Source organism: Algoriphagus sp. CAU 1675, from assembly GCF_029222925.1.
Classification (GTDB): Bacteria; Bacteroidota; Bacteroidia; order Cytophagales; family Cyclobacteriaceae; genus Algoriphagus.
The window spans coordinates 70783-87890 of record NZ_JARHUI010000004.1; the positions used below are offsets into that span (position 1 = coordinate 70783).

Here is a 17108-nt window from a genome sequence, read left to right on the forward strand (position 1 = left end):
ATTGGTTAGGCTGAAATTCACCTGCCGATGTGGCAAAATTAATGCTAAACCCTGAAACTGGTTAATTTTTCGGATGAAGATATTTGTTCAAACGCTCGTAAAGTCCCTCTGGAGTGAAAGGTTTTGGGATGTAATCATCAAACCCAATTTCATCCAATTGCTCCTTGATTTCATGGATGGAAGTTGCAGTCAATGCTAAAATCGGAACCTTTCTCTTCTCCAAATTCTCATGCAAACGAATGGCTTTGGCAACACTAAAGCCATCCATAATCGGCATCTGTAAATCAAGCAACACAATATTGAAGTCTCCCTCTTCAAATAATTCCAAGGCCTCCTGACCATTTGAAGCCATCACCAAATTTCCAGACTCCCATTTCTTCAGAAATTTCTTGACTAGGATCTGATTTACCATATTGTCCTCTGCAACCAAAATAGAGGCCGTTCGAAGAGACTTTGGCTGGTTCTGTTGATCCTCATGCCCCTCCTCTCCTTTTTCCAATTTGTAATTGAAAGGAATAACAAACTCAAAAATACTGCCCCCTTCAGGATTGGTTTTGTAGAAAATTTCACCTTTATACAACTCAACAAGTCGCTTGACGATTGCCAAACCCAAACCTGTTCCTCCATATTTCCGAGTGGTAGCAGAAGTGGCTTGCGTAAAAGCATCAAAAATATTGATCACTTTGTCCTCAGGTATACCAATACCCGTATCTATGAAACGGAACCGGATCAGCGACTCCACATCACTTTTCCCCTCCTCTTTCAACTGTATCTTTACATACCCTTTTTCAGTAAACTTTATCGCATTGGACACCAAGTTATGGATGATCTGTCCTATCCTTACCGAGTCACCAATAAGAAGCTCAGGGATAGATTCATCAATTTCAAAGCTTACGTCAAGGGATTTTTCATGCGCCTGGAAACTATGAGAGTGAACAATTCTATGCAGCAGATTTCGAATATCGAAAGGAACAGCTTCCAACTCCAATTTGCCTGATTCGATTTTATTAAAATCAAGAATATCATTGATCAGGGTCATGAGATTCTCAGCAGAAAATTGCAAAGTTCTCAGGTTTTCCAACTGATCAGGCCTTGGATTTTCTTCCATTAGGAAATGGGCTAGTCCAATAACCGCATTCATCGGGGTCCGGATTTCATGACTCATCACAGACAAGAACTGTGACTTTACCAAAGAGGCCTGCTCAGCCTTTTCCTTGGCTTGGACCAATTCTTTTTGAGCCTCTTTTAGTCGGGAGATATCGCGGGCAATTCCCGTATAGTGCCAGCGTCCTTCTTCCTTGTCCCGTACAATACGACCATTGGAATTGAAGACCCTATATTCCCCATTTTTATGACGGAGTCTATATTCCAACTGCTGGTTTTCTTCCAAGAAATCTGGAAATTCCTTCAAATTAGTATTGAAAACCTCCAAATCTTCGGGATTCAAAAATTCAAACACACTTTTCCCAACCACTTCCTCCACCTCATAGCCCAAGTACTGATTAATATTCGGTGACAAATAATTAAATCGGAGATTATCCGACAAGGAAAAAATAACCTCTGTGGACTCTTCTACCAGTGCTCTGTATTTCTCCTCGGAGCTTTTCAGTTTTTCCTTGGCCACATACTCCGAAGTAATGTCCCTAATGATGGTTAAGGCATAGGTCACGCGGCCATGCTCTACCACAGGCCTTATGACTCTTTGATAGTATCTATCCTTATAGAAAAACTCAGATTCTACGATTTTTTGTTCGAAATAAACTTGGTCAAATTGCTCATTGAGTACATCCAAGTTGGTCAGAAAAGATTCATGCAAAAACTTCCCTTCAAAATCATCCGGACTTTTTTCCCAAAAATCAAAGTGGGTTCCCTCAGCCAAAATATACCTCCTGTGTTCATCCAACAGAAAAATATTGGTGCCTGGAATATTGGAAGCCAATACCCGGTATTGTTTCTCCTTTTCTTCCTTGTATTCCTCAAAAACCTTCCGCTCTGAAATATCCTGAAACAGCCCCTCATGAAGAACAATTTCCCCAATTTCATTGGTGACATCACTGGTCCGGTCTTCCACCCAGGAATAGGTTCCATCTGTTTTTCTGATTCTGTATTCCCCCGAAAAGGACAACCGGTCATTTGGATTATTGAGAGAGGGCTGATTTTCAAGAATTCTCACCCAATCATCAGGATGGATCAAATCCAAGATTGAGGCTTTTTTCTCAATCAATTCTTTGGAATGATAGCCATACCGATCTATATTTTCCGAAATGTATAGAATTCGGTAACTATCATTGGGATCTACCTGAAAAAGAACCACGGGGCTGTTTTCAATAATCATTCTTGCCCGAAGTGCCATTTGTTCGGACTCATATTTTTCAGCCAAACTCCTCAAAATGAATGAATAACCGATTTTCTCTTCCTTTTCCGATTGAATAGCCTTAATAGACACTAAAAATGGAAGAAAGGGTGACTTCTGAGTCTGAAGAAATATTTCTTTCTGCCATATTTGACCTAATTCTAAACTTCCCGCCAATTCCTCAAGGCTCAAAGACTCCCTCCAATCCCAGTTCACCAATTTCTCCAAATTTCCTTTAAAAGGTTGGGAAGCTCCGGGACAACAAAGCTCTAGTGCGGCTTCATTGAGATAGATCACCCTCAAATCAAGACCAGTCACCAAAATGGGGTCACTGACCTGTGCAAGAATCTGAGATTGTAGTCTCAAATTTTCCTCAGCCTCTCTCTTGAGACTGATATCCTTACAAAAACCCGTCACCTCCAGTCCCTGCGTTAAAAAATCATGCTTTGCATCTATTTCGTAACTAATAAAGAGGGTTTTTCCCTGCTCATTCTTAATGGTAAACTCACCGGAAGTGACACAAACTGAGTCAATACTTTTTTTGAGATTTCTTACAAAGTCTTCCCTATACGGTTTTTCAATTTGGTAGATCAAAGATGAAAAATCTGTAGAAAGGGGCTGATCACCTATTCCAAACAGTCTGGCAAATCCCCCAGAAACGTAAAATCGATTTTGAGAGGTGCTGTATCTCCAAGACCCGGATTTTGACAGGCTTTCTGTGGTAGCCAACAGGTTTTCATTTCGCTCAATTTTCCTCGTCATCAAACTGCCTATGTAGGCACCTGCGAGAATATCTCCTAATTGACGAAATACCTGCAATTCCTTCTCTTCAAATTCAATATCCTCACGTTCAATTTCAAAATAGATTACCCCTCTAAGTTTGGAGGTGGAAAGCATCGGCACCAAAAGGTATAAAAACCTATCCTCCGGATCATCTGATTCAACTAATTTGACAATCCCTGCCTCCAGACGGTTTTTCCTAGAAAAAATTAAGCTTATCCGATCAGAATGTCCCCCAATTTCATTGCGATCAGGGTTCCATATGTTCAGAATTTCAAATTCCTCGGTATCCCTGTTTAAAATATAAATTACCGCAGTTTTAGCTTTAAAAAATGCTCCGAACCGAATAAGGAATTCCTGAAAATCCTTTTCCAAATCCTTAAATCCTCCATTCAGCAATTGGGAGGAAATCTGATTGATCAGATTCTCGATCTCATATCGTTTCTGCAAAGACCTATCCTTCTCGATATAATCGGTAATATCCCTAGAACTAAACAAAATTCCCTGGATCTCCGGATGGTGGAGAAGGTTTCTTGCAAAACTTTCCAGATATATCTTCTTTCCATTGCTAAGGTGTACCCAAAAATCAATATTGACTACCTCATTTGTATTAAGAACATCCTGAAATGTCCCCCTAACCATCTCAATAGCACCTTTTTCTTCAAACTCTTGATAGCTTTTCCCGACGATTTCCTCAACAGGGAAGCCCAATTTCTCAGCAACTGATTCACTGATGAATTTGTAATTACCTAATCGATCTAAAATTGCGATCAGATCATGGCTGTTGTTGAGAATACTTTGAATGTATTGAAGTTCTTCTTTTGTTTTCTTTTCCCTGAATTGTTCCTCTCCTTCTTGCTGAAGTCGACCATATAAATCAATTTTGTTCCCTTTAATGATCAAAAAGCGGGAATTGTAGCTTGAAGGAAGATTGACAAAGGTCCATTCAAAGCGCTGGCTATCTCCGTTTTTATCTTGGAGCGATTTATAAAATGGCTTTTTGGGTACCGCACCCCCACTAAAAAATTCTTGGATCTCCTCCAGTAAATCCTGTTTTGAAAACCAAGTCCTCCAGTTATCCGGTAAACCCAGGTAGTTCTCCTTTGCATAGATGTTCCAAAAAATAACCTCTTCTGAGTCTATCAAAAAGATGGGTTCCTTGATCTCATTGAAGAAATCAGAAATATCAAACTGATGAAAGTAATTCATTGAATTTTTTTCCAGTACAGAGGTTTTTAAAAGGAAATGTTTAGGTACAACTAGTCCTCTAATATTGCCAATTTTAGCCAAAATAAAAAAACAGCTTTCGGTGATTTAGGCTAGAAAGAATCAATGAATTCCTGTAAAAAAATTTCCACTCATTCCAATAAACTAAACAAAAAGCTCATTCATCTTGAACTCAATCATTCAATTATAGGAAAAAAAACTAAGAACCTTTTATTATCCTATTCCGTGAAAAAATCTAAACTATTTAAAAATTTAAAAACATGATTATTACAACCACCAACAATCTAGAAGGACACAAAATCGAAGAGTATTTGGGGATTGTTTCAGGGGAAACAATTATCGGGGCCAATGTATTCAAGGACTTTTTTGCAAGTATCACAGATATTGTCGGAGGTAGATCTTCTGCATACGAGCGGGTTCTCAGAGAAGCCAAAGCTACAGCAATGACAGAAATGGAAATGCAGGCCCGAAGTTTTGGAGCAAACGCAATCGTGGGCATTGATCTGGATTACGAAACTATTCGGGATGGAATGTTAATGGTGACTGCGAGTGGAACTGCAGTCAGAACTTCAAAAATCTAATTTGGGCCCTGAATTTTCAGGGCCTTTTTTACTTTTTGAATAACCTCCTCAGAACTTGCCTTTTTGAAAAAATGATCTTCAAAAATAACCAGAGGAGCGGATTTGCACATGTCCAAACATTTGGTCTGAATCAGTTTGAAATTACCTTTTAAAGGAGCTGTCTTCAGCGCTTCTTTGAGGTCTTTTCGAATTTCTTTCCCTCCGGATTTTTTGCAATCTGAACCCGAACACACAAATACCAATTGTCTTTTATGCTTCATAATCCAACGGAAACTTCCTGCATCATCAAACCACAAAGATACGCACCATAAGTCCCTACTGCATAGCCCAATACAGCCAATAAAACACCTACTGGGGCCAAAGAAGAATCAAAGGCTGAGGCGACAATCGGAGCAGAAGCAGCACCACCGACATTAGCTTGTGAACCCACCGCTACATAAAAGAAGGGAGCCTTGATCATCCAAGCTACTCCCAACATGATCAGAATATGGAATATCATCCAGAAAATTCCAATCAGGAACAATACGGGATTATCCAAAACAGCTCCTAGGTCCATCTGCATCCCAATTGTAGCAACCAAAATGTACAACAACACACTACCAAGTCTGGAGGCTCCTGCACCTTCCAGGTTCCTGACCTTGGTAAAAGAAAGTAAAAGCCCGGCTGTAGTGGCAATCACCACAATCCAGAAAAAAGCTGAATCTAGGGAGTACTGGCCCAGCTCAGGATAATTTTCACCTATAAAAGGCGCTACTATATCCGCGATGAAATGAGACGCACCTGTAACTCCAAATCCAACTCCCAAAATCACCATGGTATCTGATAAAGATGGAATCTTCATGATTCCCTCTCTGAAATTGGCAATCTTATCTCTCAATTCGAAAATCGCAGAAGTATCAGCCCTGAAAAAGCGGTCTATTTTTTCTGGATTGGATGCCCAAAACAGCAAAAATGCCATCCAAAGATTTGCCACCAATACATCTACTGCAATCATTTGGGCAAAAAGAGTGGAACTAGCACCAAAGACTTCCAACATAGCCGTTTGATTTGCCCCTCCTCCAATCCAAGATCCTGCAATGGTGGACAACCCTCTCCAAATTTCCTCCGGACCACTACCTCCCAATAAATCGGGGTAAAAAAAGCCCACAGTCATCAAAGCCAAAGGCCCACCCAGCATAATTCCTAGAGTACCTGCCAAGAACATGGTCAAGGCTTTAGGCCCCAATTTCAAAATTGCTTTCAAGTCTATGCTGATTGTGAAAAGCACCAAGGAAGCCGGCAATAAATAGCGGCTCGCAACTTTATACAAACTGGAATATTCTCCTGATATCCACCCTAAAGAATTGAAAACTGCTGGAATAAAGTAACATAAAAGTACCGTGGGAACTACCCGGTAAAACTTCCGGAAAAAAGGACGATCACTGGAAGAAGTGGCAAAGATCAAAGCCAAAATGGCCATCAAAAATCCAAAAACAACAGCATCATTTGTAATTAAGGGAGTACTTTCTTCCATAGACTATAGATTATTTGCTTGCAACAATACCAACAAAAGAGGAAAAAGCCCAAGTTGGATTTTATTACTTTCCGTTTTCAAGAAGCTGAATGAATTCACCCAAGATCATAGCTGTTGCTCCCCACACGATTTCATCCTCAATGGAAAAGTAAGGAGTATCCAGTCTTAAACCTTTTCCAAAATCAAATTGGGACCGTCTTTTGGTTTGAGGGAGTATAAGCGTTTGTACTGAAGTCGGGATTACTCGTTCCACCTCCCGTTCTTCTGGGATAAACTCAGGAAGTTCACGAGAATAGCCCAAAATAGGACTCACCAAAAAATTGCTAGCAGGGATGAACAAATCACTTAATTTGCCAATCACCTCGACCTTTCTCCGGTCAATAGCAACCTCTTCAGCAGCTTCCCTCAATGCAGTATCCACTACATCTATATCAGTTTCGTCCATTTTACCTCCCGGAAAGGCAATCTGACCACTGTGAACACCGGGATATTCCGGACGCTTGATCAGGGGGAAGTAGGCTTGGTTCCTTACAGGGTAGAGCATAATCAAAACCGCACCTCGACGAAAATTGTCTGGAAGTTTAGGGTCAAACCTCTTCAAATCTATCGGTTTAGGAGACATACTTAAATGTGCTTCCTTCCCAGGAAGAGGTCGGTTGAGTCCTTTTTCAAGTAATTTTAACGTCTTTTCAAACTCCATTGACGCTCAGGTCCACTTTTTTGATTTTCTTGTCAAGGTAAGATTCAGGTCGATAGGTTTTTGAAATTTTCCCCAGTTTAAATAAATGTAGCAAATGCTTGTCCACCTGAATCAACCAGACCATGGGACGAAATCCCTCTTCCTCCTGAAAATAACCCAAAACCAAAAATTCGTTTGCATTAAGCCACATCCCCTCCTCAAACATGCCAGAGGGCCCAATAAAAAGCAAGCGCTCTTTCATCCCGTCGTTTCTATACCAAATCACCTCAGAATCAGGATTCAAATACGGAGCATCCAGCGATTCCTGAGCCTCGATTTTATAGCTATAGATATCTATAGTTCCGTTTCCTTCTGGGTGGGGAAATTGATAAGGATAAAGGGGATCACCAGCGTGTATGGGATTTTTTTCAGGCATCTCCCTAGGATTGATAGAATCCGTCAAAACCAACTGAAAATCCTCTCCGGAAAACTGCCCTAAAATTTCAACCCAATTTCCGCTCCAATCAGGCTTCTGAACCAGTGCAAGATTTATTTTCTCCAAGGCTTCTTTCTCAAAATCCATCCCCCCCAAAGGAACTTCTTCTGTCTCTTTTACTGATTCGGATCCACAGCCAAAAAGCAAAGCCATAGTAACCAGAGTGCCAATTTTTCTTATCCGGAAATTCATAGGTGTCTTCAAAAGTTAATCCAAGCTAATTCTCAACTTCAAAAAAACAAAAAAGGCCTGGATACTATCCTGGCCTTTTCCTGCTCTCAAACCTATTAAACCTATTGTAGATATTCAATTCATGAATACGGTCGAAAAGTAGAAAATGTTTTTATATCCTCCAAACAATCGATTGCGAAAGATTTTCAAAATTTTCTTTCACACCAAAAAAACCAGCTAAATACTTCAAAATCAAGACTATTCAAATGGAAAAATTTTTAAAAAAAATTGTCAAAAATTAAGAGGCCGATTCTTTTGAATGAAAGCCGGTATTTACCCTGATTTTTTTTTTACAGACTTCAAAATATTGTAAAAGCCAAAAACTCCTTCAGGGTTTTCATCTTTAGATTTATGCCAGGATACAGAGCACCAATTATTCTTCAGAATCAGAAGGACAATTTTCAGGAACAAGAAGATTCTTTCTTAATTTGAAGTATGCCCAACCGAGCCCAGCCCATTGCCCTTAAAATATTCTTAGGATTCAGGACCTACATGCAGTCCTTCAATGCCTATACCAGACTCGCTCCTCTTTATTTTGGAGAGCGAAACTGGCCTGCAATGCAATTGAACCATCGGCAAAGACTTAGACTTTACAAAAACCTTCTTTTCAAACTTGCTGATGAAATCAAAAAAATGCTGGGAAAGGACAGTTCAAACCGAAAAATCTGGAACCTAATCCGAAAAGAATATCAGGAAATGACACACTCTATTCCTGAAGTGGAATTGGCGGAAACTTTCTTCAATTCCGTCATCCGGAAAACTTTTCCCGGAATGACCGTGGACGAGGAGCTCATGTTTTTGATGGAAGGCTATGATTCATGCGTCATTCAAGAAAACAGTCACCTCCTCAATATTTACCCCAATTCAACTGGCCTTGAAAATGTCATTCGACAGATTCTAGATGATTATGATTTCGGAGCTCCCTTAATGGACAAAGAACAGGATGTAGCTTTCTTGATAGAGAGTATCAAAAAAGTCATCCTTACCCGTTATTTGAAAGCCCACGAGACTGAAACCCAAATATTGAAATCAGTTTTTTATAGAAACAAAGCTGCCTATCTCATTGGTAGAATCCATGTAGGGCACAAGTGGATGCCTTTTATCATCCCATTTTTGCATGGACCTAAAGGGGTATTCGTGGACACACTCATTTTCGATCCGAACATCATGAGCAGTATGTTCAGCTTTACAAGGTCCTATTTTATGGTAGAAGCTGAAGTTCCCTCCCAGATTGTGGGATTTCTCAACTCCGTGATTCCTCACAAAAAAATCCACGAACTCTACAACGCCATAGGATTCAACAAACACGGCAAGACCCTCTTCTACCGCGATTATCTCTTGCATTTAGCCCAAAGTACGGATCAGTTCATTGTGGCACCGGGGATCAAAGGAATGGTAATGACTGTATTCACCCTCCCTTCATTAAACATTGTGTTCAAGCTCATCAAAGATCATTTTGAACCACCGAAAAACTTGACTAGACAGGAGGTTAGAGAAAAATACAAATTGGTCTCCCTTCACGACCGTGTGGGAAGGATGGCGGACACCCATGAGTTCGAATATTTTAGGATCCCACTCAACAGGGTTAGTGAGGAATTGATGAAGGAACTGAGAAACACCACCAATTCACTTTTAAAAATTGAAGACAACACATTAATCATCAAGCATCTCTATACTGAGCGTAAGATGGAGCCATTAAACCTTTTTCTGGAGCATTGCTCCGCGGAGGAAGGCCAATCCGTCATTGAGGACTATGGACGGGCAATTCTTCAATTAGCTCAGGCCAATATTTTCCCAGGAGATATGATGACCAAAAACTTTGGCCTTACCCGTCAAAAGCGAGTGATTTTTTATGATTATGACGAAATTGAATTCTTGACGGACATGAATTTCAGGATAAAACCCAAAGCTGAAACCTACGAACAGATCTATGCCTCCGAACCATGGTATGAAATCGCTAAAAATGATGTGTTCCCTGAAGATTTTAAAAGATGGATGATTGGAAGAACTGATTTAAAACCCCATTTTCTGGATTATCATCAAAATTTATTCAACCCACACTATTGGCAAAAAATACAGGAAAGAATCCGAACTGGAGAATTGATCCACGCATTCCCCTATCCTGACGAAATCAGATTCCGTCCCTCAGAAAAAGTGTGATAAAGAAATCCATAAGACACTGTTTATGCTACCTACACCTCTTTCTTGGCGAAAAGAAAGTTATTTCATCTAACAAGAAATAAGCAGCATTGCACTATTATTCAACTGGCAAAACATTAAAATAAAGGCACATGAAATTCAACATCAATCCCGGAAACCATTCTACTGAAGGACTCAGGGTAATCCCATTTTTAGAAAATGATTTGAAGGAGATCCAAAAGGAAAAGCTCGGAGAATTCCCTATTGACGAATCACTTTTTTCCGCAAAAAAAGACAGTTCATACGCTTATTCGGCAGCAGGTGAATTGAGACTTTTGATTGGTTTGGAAAAAAAACCGGATTACCTAGATATTGAAAATGCCTTTCGTAGGATTTTGTCCAAGAATCAACATCTGATCAAAGAACATCTTGTGCTTGATTTCCCAAAGAATTTTCCAGATGAATACTTAGAAGCTGCACTGACCGGTCTTCTTTTGGGAAATTACCATTTGGACTTTTTTAAAAAAGAACGAAAAAAAGAATTCAGTTCCTTGGAGATAGATCTGATACTTCCGAATCCCATTGAAACTAAGTTGATAGACCGAGCAAGAAAAATAGCTACTGCCAAAATTGAAGCCTTCAAATTAGTGGATCTCCCCCCCAATAAAATTACACCTGATAGCCTGTCCGACTGGGCGGAAAACCTCGGAAACAAGTTAAATATCAAAGTTCAGGTTTTTGACAGGGAAAGAGCAAAAACAGAAAATCTGGAAGCATTTTTGGCGGTAGGCAGAGGTTCCTCAAAAGAACCTAGATTTATCATTTTGGAGTATCGCCATCCCGAGGCTAAAAAACACATAGGACTAGTTGGCAAAGGTGTCACCTTCGACACAGGTGGTCTGAATGTAAAAACCCAATCCATGCATGAAATGAAATCTGATATGGGAGGTGCAGCAGCAGTGCTGGCAGCGGCCCAATTGATTGCGGATCTCCAACTGCCTATTCACCTTACTACAATTGTTCCTGCTGTAGAAAACGCAATTGACAAGGATGCTTATTTGCCTTCTGAGGTTATTGGTTCCCATGCAGGCTTGAGTATTGAAGTAATCGATACGGATGCAGAAGGAAGGCTGATTTTGGCTGACGCTCTTTCCTATTTGGTAAAAAATTACAAGACAGACCATTTGATAGACTTTGCAACCCTAACCGGAAGTGCAATCGGTACTTTTGGCTATGAATGTGCAGCTCTTTTCTCTAACAATGAAACCCTAAGCAAACAGCTACAAGAAGCTGGAATGGAGGTTGGTGAAAAATCCTGGCCTCTGCCGATTTGGGAAAGCTATGCGCGGGAAATGGACAGCGAAATAGCAGATATCAAAAATTACCATGGAAAGCCAATGGCCGGTGCAATTACTGCCGCCAAGTTTTTGCAGGCTTTCACGCACGACCACCCTTCATGGGCTCATTTGGACATTGCCGGTGTTTCCTTCCGGGACAGCGAGTTTGCAAAAACAAAATCTGGGACTGCTTATGGAGTTGGGTTATTGATGAAGTTTATTGAAAACCAAATCGAACACCAATGAGAATGAAATTCAATGGAAAAACCTGAAAAATTAGAGCATCAAAATAATATGATTTCAACTTGGAGCTAAAAAAGGAATAAACCCACTACAACTACTCATTCAAATCCATACTTTTTTACCATCGGTTGGCTTCCAACCTTCCATTGTTTTATTTTTATTCTATTCAATTTTATACGACTCTATGAAAAGAATATTAACCCTGATTTTGACATCGGGCTTGGCTTTTTCTGGCTTTGGACAAGGGACTCAGCTACTTCGCCAACCCACACTTAGTCAAAGCGAGATCGCCTTTGTTTATGCAAATGATCTTTGGAAAGTCTCCAGAAATGGAGGTCAGGCGACTCGACTGACCAGCAATGAAGGTGAAGAAAGTCTTCCTCACTTTTCCCCAGATGGTAAATTAATCGCCTTTACCGGAGAATACGATGGGAATACCGATGTATACTTGATTCCCTCAGAGGGCGGTGAACCTCAAAGAATGACTTGGCATCCGGGAGCTGATCTGGTAACAGGCTGGACTCCAGATGGAAAAAACATCCTATTTTCCTCGGGAAGAGAGGGGCATGCCACCCAAGAATCAAAGTTTTTCAAAATCTCCATTGAGGGTGGGATGCCTGAGGCACTGCCCATTCCCAGAGCTGTAAATGGGGAAATTTCTCCGGATGGCAAGCATATTGCCTACCAGCAAATTTCCTTTTGGGATCCCGAATGGAGAAATCACCGAGGAGGCCAAGCTAAACCGATTTGGGTGGTCGATCTCAAGGATTATTCGCTTAAAATGACTCCTCAGCCGGATAATGAGCGGCACACAGACCCTGTTTGGTTAGGAAACAGAGTTTATTACATCTCTGAACAAGACTATCTTGCCAATCTTTGGTCCTTTGACCCTACTACAGGTCAGGACAAGCAGGAGACATTCCTGAAAGATTTCGATATTAAAAGCATAGATGCAGGTCCTGATGCCATTATCATAGAGCAAGGAGGTTACCTTCACCTTTTCAATCCTCAAGATGGGTCTTTAAAGCAAGTTGAAATTGAGGTAAAGGGAGATTTTCACTGGGCCAGAGAGCGCTGGGTATCCGTTTCAGCCAATCAGTTGCTCAACCCTCAGCTCTCTCCTACAGGCAAACGCGCCATTTTTGAATTTAGAGGAGAAGTAATCACAATACCCAAAGAAAATGGAGATGGCAGAAATATCACCAACAGTTCTGCATCTGCAGAGCGATCTCCAGTATGGTCTCCCGACGGCAAATTAGTGGCATATTTTTCAGATGCATCAGGAGAATATCAATTGATCATTAGTGATCAGACCGGAAGTAGCATCACCAAAACCATCGCGATTCCTGACCCAAGCTTCTTCTTCAAACCAGAATGGTCACCCGATGGATTACACATCGCGTTTACGGACACAGATTACAATATCTGGGTAGTAAACCATTCAACCGGTACAGCAAAAATCGTTGAAACAGATAGGTTTGCACACCCTAACCGGAGTATGAATCCGGTTTGGTCTCCTGACGGCAAATGGATCGCCTATTCCAGACTCATGGACAATCAGTTTAAGTCAATTTTTGTCTACAATGTGGAAACCGGAAAGAAAATCCAAGTAACAGACCAAATGGCTGATGCTATTTCCCCTGTTTGGGATGCCAATGGAAAATACCTTTACTATTTGGCCAGCACAGATTTCGGCTTAAACACAGGTTGGTTGGACATGAGTAGTTATGACAGGCCGATTACCAGAAGCCTTTATCTGACAATCCTAAAAGCAGGTGAAAAATCACCGCTATTGCCTCAAAGCGACGAAGAAGGCGAAGAGAGCAAAGAGGAGAAAAAAAATGGAGAGGTTGAAGTAAGCGTTCAGATCGACGAAGCTGGAATCATGGACCGAATTGTGGCTGTAGATATTCCTGCTCGAAATTATACAGCTTTGGCTTCTGCTCCTGAAAACCAGGTTTTTTACATGGAAGCTGTTCCAAATGAAGGGACTGTTTTGAAAAAATACGACCTGAAAAAACGAAAGTCTGAGGATTTTCTTCCTCGAGTGAATCAAGTGGTTGTTTCCAAAGACCGAAAGTCACTTTTATACCAGAGCAACAGCACCTGGGGCATTGTAGAAACCTCAGGAGCAGGAAAGAAGGTTGGAGACGGAGCATTGAAGGCCATTTCTTCCATGAAAGTCAAAGTAAACCCTATGGAGGAATGGCAACAAATCTATAGAGAAGGATGGCGCTATCAGCGTGACTTCCTATATGTGGACAATGTTCACGGTGCTCCTTGGGACAAAATCTACGAATGGTATAAGCCATGGGTGGCTCATGTTCGTCATCGCACGGATATGAACTACATCATTGATATTCTGGGAGGAGAAGTAGCTGTTGGACATTCCTATACCCGAGGCGGGGATTTTCCGGATGTAGATAGAGTTCCAATTGGATTATTAGGTGCAGATTATGAAATGGACAAAGGTCATTATCGATTTGCCAAAATCTACACAAGTGAAAGCTGGAATCCTACTTTAAAAGCACCCCTTGCCAACCCTGGAGCGGATGTAAAACCAGGAGAATATTTGGTTGCCGTAAACGGAAAACAGATTTCACCGAACACCAACTTGTATCAATACTTTGAAGGCACTGCCAACCAAGTCACCCGCATCTTAGTCAACAGCAAACCAGGAACAAGCGGAGCCCGAATGATCGAAGTTATTCCTGTTGCGAATGAAAATCAGCTACGAACAATGGGATGGGTAGAAGGGAATCGCAGAAAGGTGGATGAACTCTCAGGAGGAAAATTGGCATATGTTTATCTCCCAAATACTGGTCAACCAGGATACACCTTCTTCAATCGCTATTATTTTGCCCAGCAGGATAAAAAAGGAGCCGTTATCGACGAAAGAAACAATGGAGGTGGCTCAGCTGCAGACTATATGGTAGATATCATGGCACGGGATCTTCATGGATATTTTAATTCCCGAGCCAATGACCACCGTCCGTTCACCACACCTATGGCCGGGATTTGGGGTCCTAAAGTCATGCTGATTAACGAACGGGCCGGATCCGGAGGAGATCTTCTTCCCTACCTCTTCAACAAAATGAAAATAGGTCCTTTGATAGGTACTAAAACCTGGGGAGGCCTTGTGGGAACCTGGGATACTCCTCCATTCGTGGATGGGGGCAGAATGGTAGCTCCTAGAGGTGGCTTCTATGATATCAACGGAGAATGGGCTGTGGAAGGAGTCGGTATTTCTCCGGATATCCCAGTCGAACAGACACCGAAAGATGTAATCAACGGTAGAGACCCTCAACTGGAGCGAGCTGTAAAAGAAGCTTTGGATAGATTATCGACCGAGGGAGTAGAGTTGAAACCTGAACCAAAAGCGCCGATCAGATACTTCCGACCCAAAGGAAATTAAAAATCGTCTCGGTTTGCCATGCCCCTTAGGAAATAATCCTAAGGGGCTTTTTTATTTATTCCATTTTTCTACTTCCCGAAAATTTTATGGTTGATAAAGCCCATTTTCTATGAAAAATCAAAAATTTCTGGAATTCCCTGACTTTTGTCATGGGCAGTCCAAAGGAAAAGGGAAATTTTTGCAGTGCCCTGAAATTTGAATCTCAGCCCTGTACTCATTCGGGGAATTCCTTTCGATTTATGCAAAACACCTTAGTACCCCACTCTTTCCATATTCCAGTAATGGGACTTGGATACACTGTTGACACACCAATTAAAGTAGCCCGCTTTGGAATTTCCAGTGTTGTTTCCATCATGGATGATCAACTTTTGGAGGACATGCGAAAGATCCACTCCAAAAACTTCGGAATTCCTTTTAATCCCATTGAAGAAAATGAAGAAGATTATCGGGCCCGTAGAATCACGGCCTATCTGAATTTCCTTCAAGAAATCATCGATCAACAAATCCAAGCTTTAAGAGAAGAAGAAAAGCCTGAAAATATCAAACAATATCTTGAACTTCTACCACAGGAAAACTCGCTGTCCACCTTGTTTAGCGAATGGGAAACTGCTGAAGCCAAGGACAAGCTCATCTTGATGGAAAAAATTCGAAATGGCATCGTGGCTGGCTCTGTGGATGTCAATATCATGACCAAGGTGGACAAGATCAACCGAAATCAAAAGGGTGAGGAACTACCCAGAGAATTTTCTGATGCCCTATCTGCCCTGCGAGGTTTTGCCAATAGCCGACTAAATGGCTCTGTGGTGTTTTCCGCAGGCATGAATCCTGCCTTGTTTAGTTATGCCGAGCAATTCAAGGACTTTTTCCCAGATGAATCAGGAATCATCCGCAAAGGAATCATCCTCAAGGTAAGTGATTACCGCTCAGCTTTGATTCAGGGGAAATTCATGGCAAAAAAAGGACTCTGGATTTCGGAATTCCGGATTGAATCCGGACTCAACTGTGGGGGTCATGCCTTCGCCACAGATGGATTTCTGGCAGGACCTATCCTGGAGGAATTCAAAATAAACAGACAATCCCTTTTTCAGACTTTGAAAGAAACCTGGCAGCAGGCACTCCTTGAAAAAGGAATAAGTTCTCCAGAAACCCCAACTACTAAAATCAGCTATCAGGGTGGAATAGGTACGGCAAGGGAAGATGCTTTTTTAAGAAAATACTATGAACTTGACGGTACTGGTTGGGGCAGCCCATTCTTGTTGGTTCCAGAAGCTACGTCGGTAGATCGGGACACTATTGATCGGATCATAAAAGCCAAGAACTCTGACTTCTACCTCAGTCATGCTTCACCCTTGGGAGTTCCCTTCAACAACCTAAGAAATAGCAGCGGAGAGGAACAACGCATTCAAAGAATTCAGAAAAACAGGCCAGGAAGTCCTTGTTACAAAAAATTCCTGACTTTCAGCACCGAGTTTACAGAGAAGCCCATCTGTACGGCCTCCAGACAGTACCAAAACCTAAAGATGAAAAGTTTTGAAAAGGGAGAGATCAGTCCAACAGAGCTTAACGAAACTTTAGAAAAAGATTGTCTCTGTGAGGGACTTGGAGCTCCTGCAATTCTCGCAAACGGAGAAATTCCAAGAAGAAACCTTTCCGCTGTCACAATCTGCCCAGGGCCCAATTTGGCCTATTTCAAGGGAGTGTTTAGCCTGAAAGAAATGGTGGATCATATTTATGGAAAAGTAAACCTCAAATTGGAACTGGATCGTCCACATGTATTCATTAAGGAAGCGGAACTTTATCTTAACTATCTGAAAAAGGAATTCCAAAAACTCCTTCCAGAGAGCTCTCCCAAACAAAGCTCCTACCTTGAAAAATTCAGAAAAAACCTGGATCAAGGGCTCAAGTATTACCAGGACCTGGTGGCAACTGTTCAACTTGATTCCGAGGAAATATTGGAGAAAATGAAAAAACAGTTGAGCGATCTATTGAATGAAACCGAACGATTACAAGCACCTCACACTCAGGAGTATACTTTGAGCGAACAATAAAATAACCGGGCACCCATAAAATGACCTAGCTTTGGGTGACCAAAATCACCCCTGCTTTAATTAAAA

10 protein-coding genes are annotated in these 17108 nt (G+C 41.3%); 5 read left to right on the top strand and 5 right to left on the bottom strand.

Translation table 11 applies throughout. From position 1 onward, the window contains the following. Window positions 1-61 precede the first annotated feature (61 nt). A complete protein-coding gene (locus P2G54_RS10350; RefSeq protein WP_275870833.1) occupies window positions 62-4342 on the bottom strand; it encodes a PAS domain S-box protein in 4281 nt (1426 codons plus the stop codon). A gap of 278 nt (window positions 4343-4620) precedes the next feature. Between P2G54_RS10350 and P2G54_RS10355 the strand changes: the two genes are divergently transcribed. Then, window positions 4621-4941 carry a YbjQ family protein gene (locus tag P2G54_RS10355; RefSeq protein WP_275870834.1) on the top strand — a complete coding sequence of 107 codons (321 nt, stop codon included), beginning with the start codon at window positions 4621-4623 and terminating at the stop codon, window positions 4939-4941. Here P2G54_RS10355 and P2G54_RS10360 read toward each other — a convergent pair. The 4 genes from P2G54_RS10360 to P2G54_RS10375 all read right to left on the bottom strand — a co-directional run bounded on the left by P2G54_RS10360 (window position 4938) and on the right by P2G54_RS10375 (window position 7821). Further along, on the bottom strand, window positions 4938-5201 hold the full coding sequence (locus tag P2G54_RS10360) for a (2Fe-2S) ferredoxin domain-containing protein (protein ID WP_275870836.1): 264 nt from the start codon (window positions 5199-5201) through the stop codon (window positions 4938-4940). The genes P2G54_RS10355 and P2G54_RS10360 overlap by 4 nt on opposite strands. Next, window positions 5198-6454 carry a DUF819 family protein gene (locus P2G54_RS10365; protein ID WP_275870837.1) on the bottom strand — a complete coding sequence of 419 codons (1257 nt, stop codon included), beginning with the start codon at window positions 6452-6454 and terminating at the stop codon, window positions 5198-5200. Before P2G54_RS10365 ends, P2G54_RS10360 begins: the two co-directional genes overlap by 4 nt. 64 nt (window positions 6455-6518) lie before the next feature. Then, entirely contained in the window at window positions 6519-7055 is a 537-nt protein-coding gene (locus tag P2G54_RS10370) for a CoA pyrophosphatase (protein ID WP_275870839.1), read from the bottom strand. A gap of 88 nt (window positions 7056-7143) precedes the next feature. Continuing rightward, window positions 7144-7821: a bifunctional isocitrate dehydrogenase kinase/phosphatase gene (locus P2G54_RS10375; RefSeq protein ID WP_275870840.1), complete on the bottom strand. Its 678-nt coding sequence runs from the start codon at window positions 7819-7821 to the stop codon at window positions 7144-7146. Between the two features lie 474 nt (window positions 7822-8295). On the opposite strand from P2G54_RS10375, the gene aceK reads away from it, so the two are divergent. The 4 genes from aceK to P2G54_RS10395 all read left to right on the top strand — a co-directional run bounded on the left by aceK (window position 8296) and on the right by P2G54_RS10395 (window position 17042). Continuing rightward, window positions 8296-10020, top strand: a complete 1725-nt coding sequence (aceK, locus tag P2G54_RS10380) for a bifunctional isocitrate dehydrogenase kinase/phosphatase (protein WP_275870842.1) — start codon at window positions 8296-8298, stop codon at window positions 10018-10020. Between the two features lie 131 nt (window positions 10021-10151). Continuing rightward, window positions 10152-11582 (top strand): leucyl aminopeptidase family protein, encoded by a 1431-nt coding sequence (locus P2G54_RS10385; protein WP_275870844.1) that lies wholly within the window; start codon window positions 10152-10154, stop codon window positions 11580-11582. 181 nt (window positions 11583-11763) lie between these two features. Then, entirely contained in the window at window positions 11764-14994 is a 3231-nt protein-coding gene (locus P2G54_RS10390) for a S41 family peptidase (protein WP_275870845.1), read from the top strand. Between the two features lie 239 nt (window positions 14995-15233). Beyond that, window positions 15234-17042 carry a hypothetical protein gene (locus P2G54_RS10395; protein ID WP_275870847.1) on the top strand — a complete coding sequence of 603 codons (1809 nt, stop codon included), beginning with the start codon at window positions 15234-15236 and terminating at the stop codon, window positions 17040-17042. The last annotated feature ends 66 nt before the right edge of the window (window positions 17043-17108 follow it).